Raw genomic sequence first — 17,497 nt, 5'->3', positions numbered from 1 at the left:
CGGGCCCGATGGACACCGCACGCGCCGCCTGGGGCGGCGAGATGCCGGATTGGGTGGAGCGCCTGGCAGCGGAATGCGCGCAGACCAGTCAGAACAAGGTCGCCGCACGCCTGAACCGGTCCGCCTCACTCGTGTCGGCCGTGCTGCGCAACAAGTACCGGGGCGACATGACAGCCGTCGAGGAGGTCGTGCGCGGCGTCTTCGAGCGCGCGACGGTGCGCTGCCCGGCCCTGGGCGAGATCCGCGCAAATGTCTGCCGTGACTGGCAGCAGAAGAGCCGGAGCTATTCCAACGTCAATAGCGCGCGGCAGCGCATGTTCCGCGCCTGCAATGCGTGCCCGCGAAAGCGAAAGGAGGGCGCACGATGACCCGACCGTCTCTCACGGAACAGATCGACCGCATCGACTTCAGCGACGCGGCGAAGCGACAGTTTCTGGAGCTTGTGAACGCATCGTCAACTGATGAACGCGGTGCGGTGGTCCTGGTGGCGGCAGCGGCTCTGCTGGCGCAGGAACACCCCATTGGAACGCGGACCGAGGACGCGGCGCTTGCCCGCCTCGGCGCCGAATTCATCCAGCTGGTTTTCACCGTGCGCGACATGCGCCAGCGCCAGAGCGGTCATCCCGTTCTCCAGGTCGTTGGGGGCACCGATGCCTGAGCGCTGGACCCTGAACGAAATGCTGATCCACGCCGCGCGAGGCCTGGGCAAGGTCGATGAACTCGGCCCGCGCGGTGCCACGCTGGTCAGCATGGAAGAAACAGAAGCGATGGCCGGGGCGCTTGCGCTCTTCGGTCTCGTGCCGATCCCGCCTGGGGCACCCGCCCCCGAAACCCTCCTGATCACATTCGAGGAACCTGAAACATGAGCCAGCACAGCACGACTTTCACCCCCGCGCCGGTGCCGGACGGCCGTATCCCGGTCAACGGCAAGGATTACATGGCCGATGCCAAGGGCAACCTGACACCAATCGAGCTGATCCGCCCGCAGCACCTTCTGGAAGACGAGACGGTGCGCAAGATCATGGGGTATGCTCTGGCCCTTTCCGACCAGGTGAAGCGCTTCAAGGCGCACACCTTCGAGGATCTGGGGGCGTTCGATGAGATCCTCGCGCAGGAATACAAGCTGACGAAGGGCGGACCCAAAGGGAACCGCACCTACCAGACCCATGACGGGCTGATGAAGGTCGAGGTCCGTGTTGCGGATCTGATCGACTTCGGCCCGGAGCTTCAGGTGGCCAAGAGCTTGCTCGACGAGTGCCTCAACGAATGGTCCGAAGAAAGCCGCCCCGAGATCCGCGCGCTGATCACTGAGACGTTCAACACCGACAAGGAAGGTCAGGTGAACCGGGCGCTGCTCTTCACGCTGCTGCGCATGGACGTGAACGATTCGCGCTGGAACCGCGCGATGGAAGCGATCCGCCAGGCCATCCGGGTGGTCGGATCGAAGACCTATTACCGCATCCAGACCCGCGAGAGCTTCGACGCACCCTGGCAGACCGTCACCATCGACCTGGCGAAGGCGTGAAGATGGGACGGACCATGAAGAACGGCCACGACGCGGCCTATGTCTTGCGGGTTTCCGATCAGCTTGCGGCACGCCTGGAACAGCTCCCGGAGATCGCCGGGCCGGACTGGTCCGCGTCGCATGCTGAGTTCCGGAAAGAGCAGGACGCCCTTGGCCTCGAACTGACCACGCGGTCGGATGCGCAGGCGAACATCCGGAAGAGCTTCGACGGAACAAGCATCTCGATGCTCGGGTTTCGCGCCTCCTCTACCTCCGGTCTATGCGGCGCCTGCCGCAACTGGATCAGGCAGGTCAAAGCCAAAGTCGGCTCTGCCTGACCCCCGCCCCCGGCCGGGTGGTCCGGCCGGGGGGCATCTCAACCCAAAGGGAAAAATCATGCCCAACTATTCGAAATCCGATCTCATCAAGGACGTCGCCGCGAGGCTGAACCACAGCCAGGCCGCCGTGAAAGACATGCTGGAGGCGACGCTCGAACAAATCTCTGATCGCGCAGACGCCGGCGACAAGGTCACCCTCCAGGGCTTCGGGAGCTTCGTCGTGAAGGAGAGCGCGGCGCGCACCGGCCGCAATCCCCGCACCGGCGAGCCCGTGGAGATCGCCGCCTCGCGCCGCCTGACCTTCAAGGTGTCGAAACCCAAGACCTGAGCGAAACGCCCCGCCGGGGCGTCGTGCGGGCGTGGTGGCCCGGACCTGATGAGCAGCCGGAGAATGAAAATGGGATATGAGCTGAAGACCCGAGACGACGGCACGGTCGATCTTGTCGAGATCATCCCGGTCGTGATTGCGAATTTTAGGGACCTGGCGCATGCCGAACGCTACTACGGGATCCTGGCGGAGACCGGCGCGGCAAAACCGGTGGCCTCCAGCAGGGCAGCCGAGCTGAATCTGCCAAAGGCGGAGCCCGTTCCGGAGGCGAGGTCCAGCTCCGGAAAGACGGCCGCGAAACTGATGGTGAAAGTGCAGCCTGCCGAACCGAAGGCTGAGCCCGAGGAAAGGCCGGAATGGGCCACGCCGGGCGACGCGGATTGGGAGCAGGCCTTTCAGGCGCTGGCCAATGGCGGCGACATGAAGAAGATCGCTGCCGCGCTCAATGTGAACGTGTACAAGCTGCGCGCCAAGTACGGCGCCTGGTGCCGTAATCAGAAGAAACCAGACCCGGCGCCATCGCCTGAGACCGGTATGGAGACATGCCGGCTCTGCGAGCGTGCGTTTAAGCCCACTGCCGAGAGCGATGGGCGGTGCGCCCGCTGCTCGAAGGACGGCTGAAATGCAACTCCGCGACGATCAGACAATATCCCAGCGCGTGGCGATCCTGGAAGAGGCCCTCGCCAAGGTCCTGGACCGCGACGGCACCATGGCGGTCGAACAGTTCGACAAGCCCGGAATTCTCGCCGTGCTGGTGCCGGAGATCGGCTCCTACGATACCCGCCGTGCCCACATGCTCAGCGATATTGCCCGCGAACTGGAGGTGCTGTTGTCATGAACCACACCGCGATCATCAATATCGCCCGCAAGGAACTCGGCATCGAGGAGGAGGATTACCGCGACCTGCTCGGTCGGGTGACCGGCCAGACCTCGCTGCGGGTCATGTCGGACAGCCAGAAACACGCTGTCATCGACGAGCTGAAGCGGCTGGGCTTCAAGCCAAAGCAGGGCAATCGCCGGCCCCGCGCGGCCCGCTCCGATGTCCGGTATTGCCATGTTCTCTGGCGGCTCCTTGCGGAGGCTGGCCATGTGCGCGTGCGAGGCGCCACAGGGCTGAATGCCTTCATTCGGTCCCGCTTCGAAGGCAAATGGGGGCATGTGCCGATCGACATCGACACGATGCAGAACGCGGCCGAGATCAACGCCGTGATCCGGGCGCTCAAGGATATGTGTCGCAGAAACGGGATCGCCTTCGAATGACTGCGCGCCCGACCGATGCCTGGATTGACGAGCTGGAGCGGGATCTCGGGACACCAGCCGTCCTGCGCCTCCTGGCGAATGCTGGTGGGCAGCGGCGGGATGTGCCGAAACGAGCCCGGGGCTCGCGTCTGGCAGCCGAGATCGGAGAGGCCACGGTCGAATGGCTGGCCAAGCGCTTCGGCGGCACCTCGGTGGATTTCCCGAGCTTTCGCGCCAGGCAAAAGCAGGATCGCGCGGCGGAGCTTCGCGCGGCCATTCTCGACGCCGGATTGACCAACCCCACACGTTCGGCCAATGTAATCGCGTCAGAGCACGGCGTGACAGCGGCCTGGGTGCACAAGCTGCGCACCGAGATGCGCCGCGAACATACGGGGGCTGACGCGCAGCTCTCCCTCCCTTTCCAAAACGACTGACCCCCGAAACTGCTTCCCCGGGCAAAAGTTCCGTCTTGCGTGGCACCTCCTGTTTAGCACCGGAGGCACTCATGCGGATCATCAATCACAGGCTCAAAGGCGTCGATTTCTGGCCGGCGCATTTCACCGGAGGCGAGATCGTTCCCGAGATCGTCGTCCTGCACGACACGGCTGGGCGCCTGGAGAACGGAAACTCCGCCCGTTACCTGGCATCGGAGAACACGGGAAAGGCGTCGGTTCACTTTGTGGTCGAGCGCGACGCAACCGTTCGGCAACTGGTGCCGACCAACTGCCGCGCGAACCATGCCGGGCGCTCGAATTATCATGGGCGCGAGTGGTGCAACGGTTTCTCCATCGGGATCGAGATCGTCAATCCGGGACGGATGACGGGCGACGCCAGCGAGGCCCGTGCCTGGTGGGGCGAGACCTTCAGCATGCGCGACGAGTACGATCTGGCGAAGGTCGCAACCCCGGAGCACGGTGATGGGGTCTGGATGGCCTATACCGAGGCCCAGATCACGGCAGTGATCTCGCTGCTCGAATGCCTGTTCCGCGACGTGCCGACGCTCACCGATATCACCACCCACTGGTACGTCAGCCCCGGCCGCAAGGTCGATACCAACCCGCTGTTCCCGCTGGAGCACATCCGCGCCCGTGTTCTCGGTCGCAACGATCCCGCCGACCTGGAGGCGGAGAAAGGATCGGACCCGAGCGGCGACGAAACCGTCGAGATCGAGACCCACGGTGACACGCTCAACATGCGGCGCTGGCCGTCGTTCAATCCCAACGTCATCGCGGCGATCCCTGACGGCACGGTTGTACCGGTCATCCGCAAGGGCACCTTCGCGGGGCGGAAATGGCTGCGGGTGCTCTATGGCGGTCAGGAAGGCTGGATCGTCGCCCGCTACGCCGCACCGATCACCTACCACAATACCTGATCAGGTCCATGCCGGACCTGTGCGCCCCGGCCTGCAAAGCAACTCCCCCAGGTGCCGTCGTCGGGGCGCCCCTGACCAAAGGAGCCGAAGATGTCTTTTCTGCAATCCCTGCTGATCGCGATCGAGCCGCAGCTGGTCGAGTTATGCGCGGTCATCGTCACCGCATTGATCGGCTGGCTCTTCACCATCCTGCGCACGCATTTCAAAATGCAGATCGAGGAGAAGCACGAGCGGGCGATCAAGAAGGCGGCAGCGACCGGCGCGAAGGCGGCCATTCGCGCAGGGTTCAAGGGGCTCGAAGCGAAGACGTATATGCGGCGGCATGTATTTGAAAGCGTTCCTGACGCGATGGCTGCGCTCAGACCGAAGCCTCTCACCTTCGACAACATCCTCGAAAGCGCATTGGGTGATCGAGAGAATGCTGCGCCCGCAATGCTGATCAACAACATGGCATCTGGGGTTAATGAGGTGGCGCACGGGGAGCTACCGTCCGGCGGAGCGCTGAGATGAGCCGTACTGCCGGACGCGCCGCGCTGCTCTTCACGCTTGCGTTGATCGCCTTCGCATTGTCGGCCGCCGTAGTGCTTGCGCAGGGCGTTCAGTCGCCGCCAGCGAGCGCGGCCAGCATGACGCTGGATCTAGCATTTCTTCAACGCATGACTGGACTTCTCGGCTTCGTCATATCCGTCGCCGCGATGCTCTACACGTTCTTCGCAAACCGGCGGAAAGACGTCGAGCGTCGGTTCCATGAGGGCAGCAAGCGTATGGATCGTCACGATTTGCGGCTTCAGGCACTTGAGCAGGACGTCAAGGGAATGCCTGGCAAAGAAGATCTGCACCGCTTGGAACTTGCCCTGGTCGAAATGTCCGGTGACATGAGGGCGATGACCGCCACGATGGACGGATTGGCCAAGAGCGTGACCAGAACCGAGACCGCAGTCACCCGTCATGAACGCCACCTGAGTGGAGAAACTCCATGAGCGACTACCTCGAAAAGCGGGTCAAGCCGATCCGCCGGGCCATCATTCTGGGCTTTCTGGAGCGCAGCAAGGCCTACACCTCCAATGCCGACATCCTCATGTCCGTCATCAACGGCACGCCAGACGGGGTGACGGCCTATTACAGCGAGGTCGTCGAGGATCTCCGCTGGCTCGAAGAAAAGGGCTATGTCGTGCTGAACGGGCTGAACACCATCGTGGTGGAGGCGACGCCGGCAGGCCGGCGCATTGCACGCCGCGAGAATGTCGATCCGGGCATCGCGCGCGATACCCCCGAGGTCTGACATGCCGCCGCCCAGAAAGGTCGACCTCCTCCCGGTCGAGATGCGCTCCCGGCTTCAGGAGGAGCTACGCCGCCGTGGCTTCGGTGACTACGAGGCTGTGACCGAAGAGCTCAACGACTGGCTCGCCGAGGAAGGTCTCGAACTGCGGATCGGCAAATCCGCGATCCATGCGTTCGGCTCCGAGTATCGTGAATTCGTCCGGCTCCAGGAGCAGGCCTCCGACTGGGCGTCGGAGTGGCTCGGCGATATGGGGCTGGAAGACCAGGCGCAGCGCCAGAACGTGCTGTTCCAGATGCTGACCACGCTGGCCTTCAAGGTCATGCAGGCCGAGGTCTCGAAGAAAGGCGCGGAGATCAGTCCGCAGAACCTGCATTTCCTGGCACGCATGATGAAAGACGTCATGTCGTCCTCGGGCATCGTGCAGGCGATGCAGGAGAAAGAGCGCAAGGAACAGGCCGCCAAGCTGGACGCCGCCGTGGCATCCGGTGAGATCGACGAGGATTTCCGCCAGCAGGCCCGTGAGATCATGGGGTTCGCATGAGCCGCCCCCGATCACCCGTCTTGGAAGATGCGCTTCTGATCGTCGCGGATTGGCACTGGCGTCGCGGTCCGCGCTGGAAAGCGATCCTCGCCTGGGCTTTCGGCAGGCGCGAAGTGTTCCGCACCCATCTGGGCGATGTCGCGGAGATCAGCTGGTGGCGCGGTGATCCGTTCCTGATCGACCTAGAGGGGGATGAGGCATGACGCTCTGGGATCGCATCTGTATCCACGCCTGCTACCACGACTGGAACCCGGTCGGTCTGATCCTGAATGACGAATGGGTCATCGAGGTGTTTCGCACCTATGGACCGCGCTATCCCGGCTGGACGGAGCTTCGTTGATGGCCAGCCCCGCGCAAATCGCCACGGATATCCGGCTCTGGGCTGTAAAGCTCAACGGGTGCCACCATCAGGGTGAGCGGCTTGATCCGCTCTGCCGATCCCTTCTGCGCGCTGCCGATATGCTTGTGGCTCAGGCCGAGGTGATCCGGGAGCTGGAGGAGGCTGCGGAGGCGGAGAGCGAGCGCGTTGAGGCGTTTCAGAATGGGGACGATCTTTATGGTTGATCCCGTCATCAATTTCCTGCCCTACCAGCGCGCCTGGATCGAAGACGACAGCCGTTTCAAGATTGGCATGTTCACCCGGCGCGGCGGCAAGACCTTCGGATCGTGCGGGGAGATCGTTGACGATTGCGTCAAGGCGGAGATGGACCGGCGCAAGGTGCGCTGGACCATCCTTTCGCGGTCTGAGAACACCGCCAAAGAGGCGCTCGACGATGCGCTGAAGCCGATGACGCGGGCCTATTACGCGGTGCTGTCCGGCCTGTCGCGGCGGGGCAAGCCGGAGTTTGTCCAGGACGAATTCCATGTCCCGGCCCATGCCCGGGAAATCCGCCAGGGCAACGAGCTGGTGACGATCGACGTGCCCGAGGCGCGCTACAAGACGCAGGAGGTGCATTTCCCCGGCGGCTCTCGGGTCGTGGCGCTCTCGGCCAGCCCGGACGCGGCGCGGGGCTTTGGCGGCAACCTGCTGCTCGACGAGTTTGCCTTCCATGCTGACAGCCGGCGGATCTGGGGCTCGGCCTATCCGGTGGCGGCGCGGGGTGGCCACAAGATCCGTGTGATCTCCACCCCCAACGGCAAGGGCAACAAGTTCTATGAACTGATGACCACCCAGGACAACGGGTGGTCGAAGCACCATGTCGATATCTACGAGGCGGTGAAACAGGGGCTCGATGTCAACATCGAGGAGCTGCGCAAGGGCATGGCCGACCAGGACGCCTGGGCGCAGGAATTCGAGCTCGCCTGGCTCGACGAGGCCAGCGCCTGGCTCGATTACGATCTGATCTCGTCCTGCGAGGGCAACTCGGCGGGCGTGCCCGAGCTTTACATGGGCGGGCCCTGCTTTGTCGGGGTCGATATCGCAGCGCGCAACGACCTCTTCGTCATCTGGGTGTTCGAGCTGGTGGGCGACGTGCTGGTGACGCGTGAGATCATCGCAAAGAAGCGGATCAAATTCGCCGAGCAGGACGAGCTGCTGGCGAGTGTCATGCGGCGTTACCGCGTCGTACGATGCCTGATGGACCAGACCGGCATGGGCGAAAAGCCGGTCGAGGATGCAAAGCGCCGTCATGGTGAAGACCGGGTGCAGGGCGTGCTGTTCAATGCCGCCGTCAAACTCGACATGGCCACCACCATGAAAGAGCGGTTTCAGGACCGGCGCGCCCGCATCCCGGCCGGCGATCCGGCTCTGCGGGCGGATCTGCACTCGATCAAGTCGCGGGTCGGTATGACCGGCATTCGCACGCTGATCGCGGATGGCGACAGCGACGGGCACGCAGACCGGTTCTGGGCCGGGGCGCTCGGCATGGCCGCGGCGGAACTTGGCGAGGCGGAATACGAGTATCAGGGCGTCGCCGGGACACGGTCCAGATATGCGCCGGCAAATGACGACGATGATGAGGAAGGCGCCGGCGGTCGCTGGGGCAATGGCGGAGGTGCATGGTAATGGCTTTGCTCGATCAATTCGGACGCCCTTTGCAGAAGGCCGCCGACGCGGAGCTCCTGGAGCGGCAGGCGGTCGCCTCGCTCGGGTCGGTACGGCAGATCCAGTCGGGTCACCCGGCGGATGGCTTGACCCCCGTCCGGCTGACCGGCCTGCTGCGCGCCGCCGAGATGGGCGATGCGACGTCCTATCTGGAGCTGGCCGAACAGATGGAGGAGAAGGATCTCCACTATTCCGCCGTGCTGGGAGTGCGGAAACGGGCGATCCGGTCGCTCGAACTGCATGTCACGCCGGGCGATGACAGCTCGGCTGCCGAAGATCTTGCGGAGATGACCCGGATCGCGCTGAACTCCAGCGCAATCCGCACGACGCTGATCGACATGATGGACGCGATCGGCAAGGGCTATTCGGTCTGCGAAATCGTCTGGGAGCGCGAGGGGAAGTCCCTGAAGATCGCGGATCTGGAATGGATCGACCCACGCTGGTTCGAGTTCGACCAGGAGAACGGACGTCATCTTTATCTGCGCGACAATGACGGGCCGCAGGCGCTGCGACCGGACAGCTACGTCATTCACATGTCGAAGGCCAAGTCCGGATTGCCGGTCCGTGGCGGGCTGGCGCGGCTGGCGGCCTGGGCGTATCTCTTCAAGAACTACACGGTGAAGGACTGGTCGATCTTTTGCGAGGCATACGGGCACCCGCTTCGCCTCGGTCGCTATGACAGCGCGGCCACGCCGCAGGACCGGCTGACCCTGCTGCGCGCTGTCCGACAGATCGGCGTCGATATGGCGGCGATCATCCCCAAGAGCATGGACGTCGAGATCGTCAATGCCGCTGCCGCAGGATCTGAAAAGCTCTATGAGGGCAAGGCGCGTTGGTGGGACGAGCAGCTTTCAAAGGGTGTCCTGGGGCAGGTCGCGACGACCGACGCCATCGCCGGCGGTCACGCCGTCGGCAAGATCCACGAGAATGTCCGTGACGACATTCGCGACGCGGACGCAGAACAGCTCGCAGCCACCCTCCAGCGGGACGTGGCAGGGGCGCTCCGAAGGGTCTGTTTTTCGGCAGCCATCAGCGTGCCGCTGCCGAATATCCGCTTCGAGATGGAGGATGCGGTCGATCCGAGGGTGTTGCTCGACCTGATCGAGAAGCGCCCGCCCGGGCTGCGCATCGCGACGGCCGATGTCTACAAGGCGTTCAACCTGCGCAAGCCGGACGATGACGAAGAGGTTCTGGAAGATCGTCCGGTGCCCCCGGCACCGGAGGTTTCTCCGACCGAGCGCCTTGCGGCGTCTCGTGACGAAAGTCCTTCGGCGCGAGACAGCATCGACGCGCTCATCGAGGAGCTGATCGCGACAGGCGAGATGCAGGAGGCGATGGATGCCGAGATCGGGCCGTTCCTGGAGGCCTTGGCGGGGGCATCGGACATGGATGAAGTGCAGGATGTTCTCGACGCCTTCGCCAAAGAGCCGCCTTCGGAGGCTTTCCGCGATCAGCTGACACGATCTATTTTCGCGGCCCGTATTGCCGGCGAGGTCGGGGCCGAGGTCACGAAGCGATGATCGAGCTCGAACCGCTGCCCCATGCCGAGGCGATCGCTTATTTCCGATCGAAGGGATTTGCGCCGCAGCTCCAGCGCTTCCACCATCTGGACCATTTTCGCGAGGACCATGCGCGCCAGTTCGTGGTCGCCAAGGCCATGCGCGACGATATCGCGAAGCTGTTTCGCGACGAGTTGCTGAGTTCACTGGAACAGGGCCGCACGCTGGCGCAGTTTCAGGCGGCTCTTGAACCGGTCCTGCGCCGGGAAGGCTGGTGGGGCCGGTCCCAGATGACCGACCCTCTGACCGGCGAGACGCAGGAGGTTCAGCTGGGCTCCATGCGCCGGCTGCGCACCATCTACGACACGAATATGCGCACGGCTCACGCGGCCGGGCACTGGGCGCGTATTCAGCGCACGAAGACGGCCTTTCCCTATCTGCAATACATCCAGATCGAGAGGCCGAGCAAACGCCACGACCACGAGCGCTTTCACGACAAGATCTGGCGCGTCGACGATCCGATCTGGCTGCGCATCTATCCCCCGAACGGCTTCTTCTGCGGCTGCCATGTGGTGCAGCGAACGGAAGGATGGATGCGCAGGAACAACCGGACCGTCTCCGATCCCATCGACCTGGACGAACAGCCCTGGACCAACAAGCGCACAGGTGAGGTGACCCCCGTCCCGAAAGGCGTGCATCCGGGTTTCGATACGAACCCCGGGGCGACATGGCTCGATATCGAGGCGCGAACAGATGAGGTCATGCCGGATCTCACCCCCGAACGCCGCGCCTATGAGCGCGGCCTCCTGCAAGGTGTTCGGCTGCGGCAGACGGCAATCGGCCGGGAAACCCTCGTGGTTTCGGACACGGCCCATGAGCTGCACGTCATGGGCGACGCCGCGCCGGAGCACCCGGATCGCGTTTCGGTCGACGATGTGTTCGCCGGCACGGCAGGTTTCGAGCCCGGCCAGGTCGATCTGCTCCACAGCCATCTGACGGATTCGCCGCTGTCCTATGACGATCTGCTGACGCTTGCGAACCCGCAGATCCGGTCGGTCACGGCGATCTCGCCTGGCGGCGGGATCTGGCGGGCGCGCACGGGTGCGGAGATCCTCAATCCCCATTTCGGCGGGTTCGCCCGGCAGGCAAAGCCGCTGCTCGATGCCTATTCGTCAGGAATGCAGGCCGAGGACCGCAATCATATCGTTCACCACGCGCTCGGGCTTTATCTTGAGCGGCGGGGAGCGATCCACTATCATTACTCCCTGACAGGCCGGCTCAGGGATCTCTTTGACGAATTCGCCGATCTGATCGAAAGGTTGTCGTCATGAAGCTCGCCCTTCGTCCATCTCCCGATTTCTTCGATCTTCCCGCCTGGGAGGCGCGTCTCGAAGAGCTGCGCGCCGAGCCGCAGGATGCGGCAGGACGCGAGGCGGCGATCTCCCATGCCGAGACGATGGTCGAGCTGCTGAGCGAACCGGGCCGAAAATCGCCCGGAGAGGCCGCCTGAGATGCTTCGGCGGCAAGGCCCCGCAAAAATCGGACATGGCCGTTTTTGAACGCGCTCCGGCGTTTTTGAACGCCATCCCGTAGCACCCCTCCCGCACGAATACACGGCGCGCAGCGCAAGCCCCCCGAAACTGCATCCCCGGGCACTTGTTCGGCCGGTCATGGCATCCAGCCTCCATGACCAATTTGACCCGACATGTCTGCGCCCTGACGCCGCTTCCCTCCGAACCGGGTGACCGGATCGAGCTGATCCCGGTCGGTGCGTTCCGGCTGGCCGACAAGCGCGGTCGGACCGAGATGCGCCTCGATGGCGCGGAAGCATCCTCGGTGATCGCTGCGAGCTTCGCGGCGGCAACCGGCGGCGTTCTTCCGATCGACTTCGATCATCGTTCGCTCGCGCCGCAAGGCACGGCCGACAGCCGCGCTGCCGGCTGGATCACCGCCATGGAGGTGGAAGGCGACCGCGTGTTCGCCTCGGTGGACTGGACGGCGGAGGGGCGTCAGGCCCTGGAGGGGCGTTCCTACCGCTTCGTTTCCCCCGTCTTCAAAACCCGGCGCGACGGTCGTGTCGCGCTGATCGAAGGGGCCGGTCTGGTCAACAACCCGGCCCTTCCCGAACTCCGTCAACTCGCTTCGAAGGATGAAGATATGGACCCGATCGAAACGATCGCGGGCTTGCTCGGCCTTGCCGCCGACGCGCCCGACAAGATCGTGGAGCGCATCGAGGCGCTCTGCGAAACCGAAACCCAGATGGCCTCGATCGCTGAAGCTGCCGGCGTGACCGGTGACGACACGGTCACCCAGGTCTGCGCACGCCTCTCGGCAAAGCCCGAGGTCGACCCGGCGAAATACGTGCCGCTGTCCACCTTCGCAGAGCTTCAGACGCAGTTCGCGTCGCTCCAGAGCACCGTTGCCGGCGACAAGGCGGAAGCCGCGCTCCAGCAGGCCCGTGACGCGGGCAAGCTGACGCCGGGCATGGAGGATTGGGCAACCCAGCTCGCCTCCAAGGATCTCGGCCAGTTCGAAGCCTGGGCCGCTGCGGCGCCGGTGCTGGTGAACCTGGGCAAGCCCCGGGTTGCGGGTCGCCCCGCGCCCCAGAAGACCGAGGCGCTCGACGAGACCGAGCGTCAGGTCGCCTCGCTGATGGGTGTGGACGAGGACGAATTCCTCGCCACCCGCAACGCCGCCGTGAAGGAGCACTGACATGACCGCGCTTGCCAAGAATACCCCCCGGACCCGCGTCGGTGTGGGTCAGCGCTTCGTCGATCCGGTTGCGGCCGATACGCGCATTTTCAATGGCGCGATGACCGCGCTGGACGCGACCGGGAATGCCATTCCCGCGATCCCGACCGGGACCGTCATGCGCGGCGTCGCCCTGGAAGAGGCCGACAACACCGACGGTGCGGCGGGCGATGCGACCGTGCCGATCGAGCGCGGCCCGTTTCTGGTCGCCAACGACGGCAGCATCGACCGCACCCATATCGGCACCGGCGTCTATGTGGTCGATGACAATACCGTCGGCGCCGCAGGTACGCTGGTCGCCGGCAAATGCCTCGACGTGACCGATTTCGGCGTCGTCGTCGAAATCCTCTGAGGAGCTCCTGACATGGATATCAATCATGCCGCGCTCGCGGCTTTGAACACCGCGTTCAGCACCGAATTCAACAAGCGTCTCACCGGGGTCGAAACCACCTATGGCCGCATCGCCATGACGGTGAACTCGACCACGCGCAACCAGACCTATCCGAAGCTTTCCGAGCTGGGCCCGATGCGCGAATGGATCGGCGAGCGCTTCATCGAGCGTCTGGAAGTCGACGGTTTCACGATCCGCAACCGGAAGTTCGAGAAGACGATCGGAATTCAGGCGGATGACATCGCCGACGATCAGATCGGGATTTATGCGCCCATCGTCAGCGACATGGGGCAGACAGCCGCCGAACTGCCGGACGATCTGGTCTGGGAGCAGCTGGAGAAGGGCTTCACCACCGAACACTACGACGGCCAGATGTTCTTCGATACCGATCACCCCGTTGTCGATGAAAAAGGCGTCGAGCAGTCGGTTTCCAACTTCCAGGGCGGTGCTGGCGCGGCCTGGTATCTGATCGACGACAGCCGCGTGATCAAGCCGCTGATCTTCCAGGACCGGGAAAAGGCGAAGATCACGCCGAAAACCTCGCTCACCGATGACAACGTTTTCGATCGCGACGAATTCGTCTGGGGCGCCAAGCGACGCTGCGCCGCCGGCTTCGGGGCCTGGCAGCTCTGCTATGCCTCGCGCCAGGCGCTGACCCCCGAGAACTACGCCCTGGCCCGCGCCGCCATGATTTCGGCGCGGGGTCATCGCGGTCGCAAGCTGAACCTCAAGCCGAAGCTCCTGGTCGTCTCGGCCGCCAACGAAGGCGCAGCCCGCGAGATCCTGATGAACGAACGCGACGCGGCCGGCGCCACCAACAAATGGCGCAACACCGCCGAACTGATGGTCGAGGGGCGCCTGACCCTCTGAAGCGGTCGGTTTCCCGAGGGGCCGGTACATCCGGCCCCGACGATAAGCCGACAGGAGAACCCACATGGACGAGAAGACCGAAGAGCGTATCGCGCTCGAACAGAAGGCGCAGGATCTTGGCGTCAGCTTTGCCCCGAATATCGGGGACGAGAAGCTGGCCGAGCGCGTCGCGAAAGCCGAAGCCGAAGCGGCCAAGGCCAAGAATACCCAGGGGGTGGAGGAGGTCGCGAAGACGGCCCAAAGCCCCGCTGATGCGCCCGAAGAGAGCGAGACGGCGCAGGTCGGAGAGGCGGCGAAACCCGGCCTCTCCGACACGGCCGCACCCAAGAATACCCAGGGGGCCGATGACGCGTCGAAAGACGCCGAGGCCCGGACCGAAGCCGCCGAACTGGCGGCAACCACCGGCGGGGAACAGCAGACGGACCTCGCCGGAGAGGCCCCGATCATCACCGTGATCTGCCTGCGCCCCGACGGGCGCCGTCGCGCCGGCCGTCGCTGGGACGAGGGCGAAACCCTCGTGCCCGAGGACGAGCTGACCGCCTTCCAGATCGCAGTTCTCGAAGCGGACCCGCAGTTCATCGTCAAGCGCGAAGGCTGATCATGCCCTATGCAAGCGTCGATCAGCTCAAGGCCGTGATCCCCTCCGGGGATCTCGCGCTGCTCACGGATTTCGACGGGGCGGAGACCCCGTCGGACGCCCGCCTGGAGCAGGCGCTGGACGACGCGAGCGCGGAGATCAACACCTATATCGCGAAGGTCGTTTCGCTGCCCATCGCGGAGACGCCGCATATCCTGACAGTCGTCTGTCGCGATCTGGCGATGCACCGGCTCTATATGAACCTCGGACATGGCAGCGAGGTCTATGAAGCCCTGCGGCGCGACGCGATCGCCACGCTGAAAAGCATTGCGAAGGGCGAAACCGCCATCGGTGACGATGGCGACGGCGACAGCGCACTGACCTCTCCGGGCGTGGCGATGACCGATGGGCCCGACCGGCTGTTCACCCGCAAAAGCCTGAAGGGCTTCTGAGATGGTTGTCACTCTCACGGTCAGCTTCGACGACGTGGCACCCAGGGCGGCGCTTGCACGGGCCGATGCCGGGGCACGGGATCTGACCCCGCTCATGGATCAGATCGGTACGGTCCTGGTGAATGGCGCGGTCGAGCGCATCGGCCAGACCAATGTCGCCCCGGACGGAACGCCCTGGCCGAAAAGCCTGCGCGCCCAGCTGGAGGATGGCGTCACGCTGCATGACAGCGGCCAGCTGATGCGCTCGATCACCGAAGAGGCCGCGCCCAACCAGGTTACGGTCGGATCGAACATGATCTATGCCGGTATTCACCAGACAGGCGGCACGATCGTTCCCCGGGAAAAGGGCGCTCTGACCTTTACCCTTGCGAACGGCGAGACCGTCACCGTCGGGTCGGTGACGATCCCGGCCCGGCCCTATCTGGGGATCTCCGAGGGCGAGCAAGCCGATATAGAGGATCTCTCGGTCGCGTATTTCACCGGGCTCCTGGACGGGGGTGCGCCGTGATGCTTCAGCTGGATCCGAACCTGGTCAAGGACCGCCTGGAGCTGACCGTCCCCGCGTTCAAGCGGGTCGGGCTCTCCGCCGATCTCGGCCGCATCAGCGCCCGGACGCTGCTCTACCCCTCCGCCTTCGTGGTCCTGCTGGGGGAGCGGTCGGGAGAGAACCGCTACTTCAGCGAAGACCTGATCGAGCAGGACGTAACCGCCCGGATCGGGGTGATCATGGCCGTGCGCGATATCGGCGACACCACCGGCGCCCTGGCCGGCACGCATCTCAAACCGTTGCGCGAGGCGGTGCTGCTCTCGCTCTGCCGTTTCGTCCCCGACCCGGGCGGCCAGGCATTCCGTTTCGACAAAGGCGCTCTGCAAAGCGGGATCGACGCCCATGGCGGTCTCTTCTGGCAGGACGACTACACGCTGCGCTTCGACCGGCGCATCCAGATCACATGAGGAGTTGAACCATCCATGGCTTACTGGAAACAGCGGCTTATCCGCGAAGCCCTCGAAACCACCCCGGGCACGCTCGAAGCCACCGCCGCCGCAGACGCGATCCTCTGCCGCGAGGTGACCTTCAACATGCTCGACGCCGACTATACCGAGCAGGATTTCCTGACCGGCCAGGAGGGCGCGCAGATCGAGGATCTGAGCAATATCCGCGCCGGCGCCCAGTACCAGGTCGAAGCGGCGGCACCCGGTGCGATCGCGACGCCGCCCGCCTATGCGCATCTGCTGCAATCCTCGGCCATGGCCATGGCGTCGGATGCCGATGACACGGTCTTTACGCCGCTGCCTGTGGGCACCGAGATCCCGGCCTGCACGATGCAGCTCCGCAACGGGGCGCAGATGCAGAACGTGGTGGGCGTGCGCGGCTCCTTCGGCTTCACCGCCGAGGTCAACCGGCGGGCGTATTTCAGCTTCACGCGCCAGGGGCAGTATCAGGCGCCGGTGGCCTTTGCGGCAGAAGCGCATGACTTCTCCGCTTGGCCGCGCGGACTGGAATGCACGCCCGAGAACATGTTCGCCTTTACCCTTGGCGGGACCAAGCTCTGCGCCACCAGCTTCAGCTTCACCGATGGCCGCAATGCGCGGGTCAACGAGTACATGAACTGTGAGGGCACCAAGCTTACGCCGCGCATGTTCACCGGCTCGATGACTGTCAAACACCCGGATCTCGCGACGAAAGACCTGCTCACCATGGTGAAGACCGTGGTGACCGAGCCGGTGATCTTCACCCTGGGCAAGACGGCCGGCCAGACGATCACCGTCACGGCGCCCAAGGTGCAGATCAAGGCGCCCTCCGAGCAGGAGATCAACGGCGATCTCGGGCTGCGGCTCGACCTGCGCTTCCTGCCCACCGCCACCGGCGACGACGAAATCGAAATCCGCTTCAGCTGAGGACCGCGCAATGTTCGTTTTTGAACCCGACTACACCTTCGAATGGCCCGTGAAGGTCAAGTATCCGAGCGCCGGCGGCGAGGAGACCCGCGAGTTCACCGGCATTTTCCGTCTGCCCGAAGACGAGCTGGAGATCTACGAGCGCGGCGAACAGGGCTCGATCTCCGAGGTGATCCAGGCGGTGCGCGACCGTCTGGCCAGCCATTGGGTGGGCTGGCGTGACATCGAGCTCAAGGGCGGTGGGGATCTGGCGTTTTCCGAGGATGCACGCGCCCGGCTGCTGAAGCAGCGGCCCATCCGTGAGGCCGTCGATCGCGCGCTGAGCGAAGCGGTTCTGGGGATCCGGGAAAAAAACTGACCGAGGTCGCGCAGGCCATTTATGGCGGCGCGACCGTCTCCGACGATCTGGT

General features: G+C 64.4%; 31 protein-coding genes and 1 other RNA gene. All 32 read left to right on the top strand.

Annotated features, from left to right (window positions below):
• The first annotated feature begins 8 nt into the window (after positions 1-8).
• On the top strand, positions 9-368 hold the full coding sequence (locus tag Ga0080574_RS19210) for a hypothetical protein (protein WP_237219286.1): 360 nt from the start codon (positions 9-11) through the stop codon (positions 366-368).
• Positions 365-658, top strand: a complete 294-nt coding sequence (locus tag Ga0080574_RS19205) for a hypothetical protein (protein ID WP_076703380.1) — start codon at positions 365-367, stop codon at positions 656-658. The genes Ga0080574_RS19210 and Ga0080574_RS19205 overlap by 4 nt, the downstream gene beginning before the upstream one ends.
• Positions 651-866 (top strand): hypothetical protein, encoded by a 216-nt coding sequence (locus tag Ga0080574_RS19200; protein ID WP_156876409.1) that lies wholly within the window; start codon positions 651-653, stop codon positions 864-866. The genes Ga0080574_RS19205 and Ga0080574_RS19200 overlap by 8 nt, the downstream gene beginning before the upstream one ends.
• Positions 863-1,525, top strand: coding sequence for a DUF3164 family protein (locus Ga0080574_RS19195; protein WP_076703376.1), 663 nt, complete (start codon positions 863-865; stop codon positions 1,523-1,525). The genes Ga0080574_RS19200 and Ga0080574_RS19195 overlap by 4 nt, the downstream gene beginning before the upstream one ends.
• Positions 1,526-1,527: 2 nt before the next feature.
• Complete coding sequence (locus tag Ga0080574_RS19190) at positions 1,528-1,842, top strand: hypothetical protein (RefSeq protein ID WP_076703374.1); 315 nt, start codon at positions 1,528-1,530, stop codon at positions 1,840-1,842.
• Positions 1,843-1,900: 58 nt separating this feature from the next.
• Positions 1,901-2,170: an HU family DNA-binding protein gene (locus tag Ga0080574_RS19185; protein WP_076703372.1), complete on the top strand. Its 270-nt coding sequence runs from the start codon at positions 1,901-1,903 to the stop codon at positions 2,168-2,170.
• Positions 2,169-2,232, top strand: an RNA gene (locus Ga0080574_RS19180) — hammerhead ribozyme type II. The genes Ga0080574_RS19185 and Ga0080574_RS19180 overlap by 2 nt, the downstream gene beginning before the upstream one ends.
• 7 nt (positions 2,233-2,239) lie before the next feature.
• Complete coding sequence (locus tag Ga0080574_RS19175; RefSeq protein ID WP_076703370.1) at positions 2,240-2,791, top strand: hypothetical protein; 552 nt, start codon at positions 2,240-2,242, stop codon at positions 2,789-2,791.
• 1 nt (position 2,792) lies between these two features.
• Entirely contained in the window at positions 2,793-3,008 is a 216-nt protein-coding gene (locus Ga0080574_RS19170; RefSeq protein WP_076703367.1) for a hypothetical protein, read from the top strand.
• Positions 3,005-3,430, top strand: a complete 426-nt coding sequence (locus Ga0080574_RS19165) for a regulatory protein GemA (RefSeq protein WP_076703365.1) — start codon at positions 3,005-3,007, stop codon at positions 3,428-3,430. The genes Ga0080574_RS19170 and Ga0080574_RS19165 overlap by 4 nt, the downstream gene beginning before the upstream one ends.
• The gene (locus Ga0080574_RS19160; RefSeq protein WP_076703363.1) at positions 3,427-3,843 is read left to right on the top strand and encodes a hypothetical protein; all 417 of its coding nucleotides are present in this window, start codon (positions 3,427-3,429) and stop codon (positions 3,841-3,843) included. The genes Ga0080574_RS19165 and Ga0080574_RS19160 overlap by 4 nt, the downstream gene beginning before the upstream one ends.
• A gap of 71 nt (positions 3,844-3,914) precedes the next feature.
• Complete coding sequence (locus Ga0080574_RS19155; RefSeq protein WP_076703361.1) at positions 3,915-4,781, top strand: N-acetylmuramoyl-L-alanine amidase; 867 nt, start codon at positions 3,915-3,917, stop codon at positions 4,779-4,781.
• A 90-nt stretch (positions 4,782-4,871) separates the two neighbouring features.
• Positions 4,872-5,291, top strand: coding sequence for a hypothetical protein (locus Ga0080574_RS19150; RefSeq protein WP_076703359.1), 420 nt, complete (start codon positions 4,872-4,874; stop codon positions 5,289-5,291).
• Entirely contained in the window at positions 5,288-5,761 is a 474-nt protein-coding gene (locus Ga0080574_RS19145; protein WP_083716897.1) for a DUF2730 family protein, read from the top strand. Before Ga0080574_RS19150 ends, Ga0080574_RS19145 begins: the two co-directional genes overlap by 4 nt.
• Positions 5,758-6,063: a hypothetical protein gene (locus tag Ga0080574_RS19140; RefSeq protein ID WP_076703357.1), complete on the top strand. Its 306-nt coding sequence runs from the start codon at positions 5,758-5,760 to the stop codon at positions 6,061-6,063. Before Ga0080574_RS19145 ends, Ga0080574_RS19140 begins: the two co-directional genes overlap by 4 nt.
• 1 nt (position 6,064) lies before the next feature.
• Positions 6,065-6,604: a phage protein Gp27 family protein gene (locus Ga0080574_RS19135; RefSeq protein ID WP_076703355.1), complete on the top strand. Its 540-nt coding sequence runs from the start codon at positions 6,065-6,067 to the stop codon at positions 6,602-6,604.
• Entirely contained in the window at positions 6,601-6,807 is a 207-nt protein-coding gene (locus Ga0080574_RS19130) for a hypothetical protein (protein WP_156876408.1), read from the top strand. Before Ga0080574_RS19135 ends, Ga0080574_RS19130 begins: the two co-directional genes overlap by 4 nt.
• Complete coding sequence (locus Ga0080574_RS26020; RefSeq protein WP_156876407.1) at positions 6,804-6,944, top strand: hypothetical protein; 141 nt, start codon at positions 6,804-6,806, stop codon at positions 6,942-6,944. Before Ga0080574_RS19130 ends, Ga0080574_RS26020 begins: the two co-directional genes overlap by 4 nt.
• Positions 6,944-7,168: a hypothetical protein gene (locus tag Ga0080574_RS19125; RefSeq protein ID WP_076703351.1), complete on the top strand. Its 225-nt coding sequence runs from the start codon at positions 6,944-6,946 to the stop codon at positions 7,166-7,168. Before Ga0080574_RS26020 ends, Ga0080574_RS19125 begins: the two co-directional genes overlap by 1 nt.
• Positions 7,161-8,609, top strand: coding sequence for a phage terminase large subunit family protein (locus Ga0080574_RS19120; RefSeq protein WP_156876406.1), 1,449 nt, complete (start codon positions 7,161-7,163; stop codon positions 8,607-8,609). Before Ga0080574_RS19125 ends, Ga0080574_RS19120 begins: the two co-directional genes overlap by 8 nt.
• Positions 8,609-10,168 carry a DUF935 domain-containing protein gene (locus tag Ga0080574_RS19115; protein ID WP_076703349.1) on the top strand — a complete coding sequence of 520 codons (1,560 nt, stop codon included), beginning with the start codon at positions 8,609-8,611 and terminating at the stop codon, positions 10,166-10,168. The genes Ga0080574_RS19120 and Ga0080574_RS19115 overlap by 1 nt, the downstream gene beginning before the upstream one ends.
• The gene (locus tag Ga0080574_RS19110) at positions 10,165-11,478 is read left to right on the top strand and encodes a phage head morphogenesis protein (protein WP_076703347.1); all 1,314 of its coding nucleotides are present in this window, start codon (positions 10,165-10,167) and stop codon (positions 11,476-11,478) included. Before Ga0080574_RS19115 ends, Ga0080574_RS19110 begins: the two co-directional genes overlap by 4 nt.
• Complete coding sequence (locus Ga0080574_RS19105) at positions 11,475-11,657, top strand: hypothetical protein (RefSeq protein ID WP_076703345.1); 183 nt, start codon at positions 11,475-11,477, stop codon at positions 11,655-11,657. The genes Ga0080574_RS19110 and Ga0080574_RS19105 overlap by 4 nt, the downstream gene beginning before the upstream one ends.
• 176 nt (positions 11,658-11,833) lie before the next feature.
• The gene (locus Ga0080574_RS19100; protein ID WP_076703343.1) at positions 11,834-12,859 is read left to right on the top strand and encodes a phage protease; all 1,026 of its coding nucleotides are present in this window, start codon (positions 11,834-11,836) and stop codon (positions 12,857-12,859) included.
• Between the two features lies 1 nt (position 12,860).
• On the top strand, positions 12,861-13,250 hold the full coding sequence (locus tag Ga0080574_RS19095) for a hypothetical protein (protein ID WP_076703341.1): 390 nt from the start codon (positions 12,861-12,863) through the stop codon (positions 13,248-13,250).
• 12 nt (positions 13,251-13,262) lie between these two features.
• Entirely contained in the window at positions 13,263-14,159 is an 897-nt protein-coding gene (locus Ga0080574_RS19090) for a Mu-like prophage major head subunit gpT family protein (RefSeq protein ID WP_076703338.1), read from the top strand.
• A 64-nt stretch (positions 14,160-14,223) separates the two neighbouring features.
• Positions 14,224-14,757, top strand: a complete 534-nt coding sequence (locus Ga0080574_RS19085) for an HI1506-related protein (protein WP_076703336.1) — start codon at positions 14,224-14,226, stop codon at positions 14,755-14,757.
• Positions 14,758-14,759: 2 nt separating this feature from the next.
• A complete protein-coding gene (locus Ga0080574_RS19080; RefSeq protein ID WP_076703334.1) occupies positions 14,760-15,188 on the top strand; it encodes a gp436 family protein in 429 nt (142 codons plus the stop codon).
• Position 15,189: 1 nt separating this feature from the next.
• Positions 15,190-15,696, top strand: a complete 507-nt coding sequence (locus Ga0080574_RS19075) for a phage virion morphogenesis protein (RefSeq protein ID WP_076703332.1) — start codon at positions 15,190-15,192, stop codon at positions 15,694-15,696.
• Complete coding sequence (locus Ga0080574_RS19070; RefSeq protein ID WP_076703329.1) at positions 15,696-16,142, top strand: phage tail terminator protein; 447 nt, start codon at positions 15,696-15,698, stop codon at positions 16,140-16,142. The genes Ga0080574_RS19075 and Ga0080574_RS19070 overlap by 1 nt, the downstream gene beginning before the upstream one ends.
• A 15-nt stretch (positions 16,143-16,157) precedes the next feature.
• The gene (locus tag Ga0080574_RS19065; protein WP_076703327.1) at positions 16,158-17,087 is read left to right on the top strand and encodes a phage tail tube protein; all 930 of its coding nucleotides are present in this window, start codon (positions 16,158-16,160) and stop codon (positions 17,085-17,087) included.
• 10 nt (positions 17,088-17,097) lie between these two features.
• Complete coding sequence (locus tag Ga0080574_RS19060) at positions 17,098-17,445, top strand: hypothetical protein (protein ID WP_076703325.1); 348 nt, start codon at positions 17,098-17,100, stop codon at positions 17,443-17,445.
• Positions 17,446-17,497 lie beyond the last annotated feature (52 nt).

This window comes from Salipiger abyssi, assembly GCF_001975705.1.
Classification (GTDB): Bacteria; Pseudomonadota; Alphaproteobacteria; order Rhodobacterales; family Rhodobacteraceae; genus Salipiger; species Salipiger abyssi.
This window is presented reverse-complemented; position numbering and strand designations above follow the sequence as displayed.

Coding starts and splice junctions, on each gene's coding strand:
- Ga0080574_RS19195 (WP_076703376.1), top strand. CDS start 863: ATGAGCCAGCACAGCACGACTTTCACCCCCGCGCCGGTGCCGGACGGC.
- Ga0080574_RS19075 (WP_076703332.1), top strand. CDS start 15,190: ATGGTTGTCACTCTCACGGTCAGCTTCGACGACGTGGCACCCAGGGCG.
- Ga0080574_RS19065 (WP_076703327.1), top strand. CDS start 16,158: ATGGCTTACTGGAAACAGCGGCTTATCCGCGAAGCCCTCGAAACCACC.
- Ga0080574_RS19160 (WP_076703363.1), top strand. CDS start 3,427: ATGACTGCGCGCCCGACCGATGCCTGGATTGACGAGCTGGAGCGGGAT.
- Ga0080574_RS19080 (WP_076703334.1), top strand. CDS start 14,760: ATGCCCTATGCAAGCGTCGATCAGCTCAAGGCCGTGATCCCCTCCGGG.
- Ga0080574_RS19165 (WP_076703365.1), top strand. CDS start 3,005: ATGAACCACACCGCGATCATCAATATCGCCCGCAAGGAACTCGGCATC.
- Ga0080574_RS26020 (WP_156876407.1), top strand. CDS start 6,804: ATGACGCTCTGGGATCGCATCTGTATCCACGCCTGCTACCACGACTGG.
- Ga0080574_RS19120 (WP_156876406.1), top strand. CDS start 7,161: ATGGTTGATCCCGTCATCAATTTCCTGCCCTACCAGCGCGCCTGGATC.
- Ga0080574_RS19155 (WP_076703361.1), top strand. CDS start 3,915: ATGCGGATCATCAATCACAGGCTCAAAGGCGTCGATTTCTGGCCGGCG.
- Ga0080574_RS19095 (WP_076703341.1), top strand. CDS start 12,861: ATGACCGCGCTTGCCAAGAATACCCCCCGGACCCGCGTCGGTGTGGGT.
- Ga0080574_RS19200 (WP_156876409.1), top strand. CDS start 651: ATGCCTGAGCGCTGGACCCTGAACGAAATGCTGATCCACGCCGCGCGA.
- Ga0080574_RS19190 (WP_076703374.1), top strand. CDS start 1,528: ATGGGACGGACCATGAAGAACGGCCACGACGCGGCCTATGTCTTGCGG.
- Ga0080574_RS19130 (WP_156876408.1), top strand. CDS start 6,601: ATGAGCCGCCCCCGATCACCCGTCTTGGAAGATGCGCTTCTGATCGTC.
- Ga0080574_RS19110 (WP_076703347.1), top strand. CDS start 10,165: ATGATCGAGCTCGAACCGCTGCCCCATGCCGAGGCGATCGCTTATTTC.
- Ga0080574_RS19135 (WP_076703355.1), top strand. CDS start 6,065: ATGCCGCCGCCCAGAAAGGTCGACCTCCTCCCGGTCGAGATGCGCTCC.
- Ga0080574_RS19140 (WP_076703357.1), top strand. CDS start 5,758: ATGAGCGACTACCTCGAAAAGCGGGTCAAGCCGATCCGCCGGGCCATC.
- Ga0080574_RS19150 (WP_076703359.1), top strand. CDS start 4,872: ATGTCTTTTCTGCAATCCCTGCTGATCGCGATCGAGCCGCAGCTGGTC.
- Ga0080574_RS19170 (WP_076703367.1), top strand. CDS start 2,793: ATGCAACTCCGCGACGATCAGACAATATCCCAGCGCGTGGCGATCCTG.
- Ga0080574_RS19070 (WP_076703329.1), top strand. CDS start 15,696: ATGCTTCAGCTGGATCCGAACCTGGTCAAGGACCGCCTGGAGCTGACC.
- Ga0080574_RS19145 (WP_083716897.1), top strand. CDS start 5,288: ATGAGCCGTACTGCCGGACGCGCCGCGCTGCTCTTCACGCTTGCGTTG.
- Ga0080574_RS19100 (WP_076703343.1), top strand. CDS start 11,834: ATGACCAATTTGACCCGACATGTCTGCGCCCTGACGCCGCTTCCCTCC.
- Ga0080574_RS19090 (WP_076703338.1), top strand. CDS start 13,263: ATGGATATCAATCATGCCGCGCTCGCGGCTTTGAACACCGCGTTCAGC.
- Ga0080574_RS19205 (WP_076703380.1), top strand. CDS start 365: ATGACCCGACCGTCTCTCACGGAACAGATCGACCGCATCGACTTCAGC.
- Ga0080574_RS19105 (WP_076703345.1), top strand. CDS start 11,475: ATGAAGCTCGCCCTTCGTCCATCTCCCGATTTCTTCGATCTTCCCGCC.
- Ga0080574_RS19210 (WP_237219286.1), top strand. CDS start 9: ATGGACACCGCACGCGCCGCCTGGGGCGGCGAGATGCCGGATTGGGTG.
- Ga0080574_RS19115 (WP_076703349.1), top strand. CDS start 8,609: ATGGCTTTGCTCGATCAATTCGGACGCCCTTTGCAGAAGGCCGCCGAC.
- Ga0080574_RS19175 (WP_076703370.1), top strand. CDS start 2,240: ATGGGATATGAGCTGAAGACCCGAGACGACGGCACGGTCGATCTTGTC.
- Ga0080574_RS19060 (WP_076703325.1), top strand. CDS start 17,098: ATGTTCGTTTTTGAACCCGACTACACCTTCGAATGGCCCGTGAAGGTC.
- Ga0080574_RS19085 (WP_076703336.1), top strand. CDS start 14,224: ATGGACGAGAAGACCGAAGAGCGTATCGCGCTCGAACAGAAGGCGCAG.
- Ga0080574_RS19185 (WP_076703372.1), top strand. CDS start 1,901: ATGCCCAACTATTCGAAATCCGATCTCATCAAGGACGTCGCCGCGAGG.
- Ga0080574_RS19125 (WP_076703351.1), top strand. CDS start 6,944: ATGGCCAGCCCCGCGCAAATCGCCACGGATATCCGGCTCTGGGCTGTA.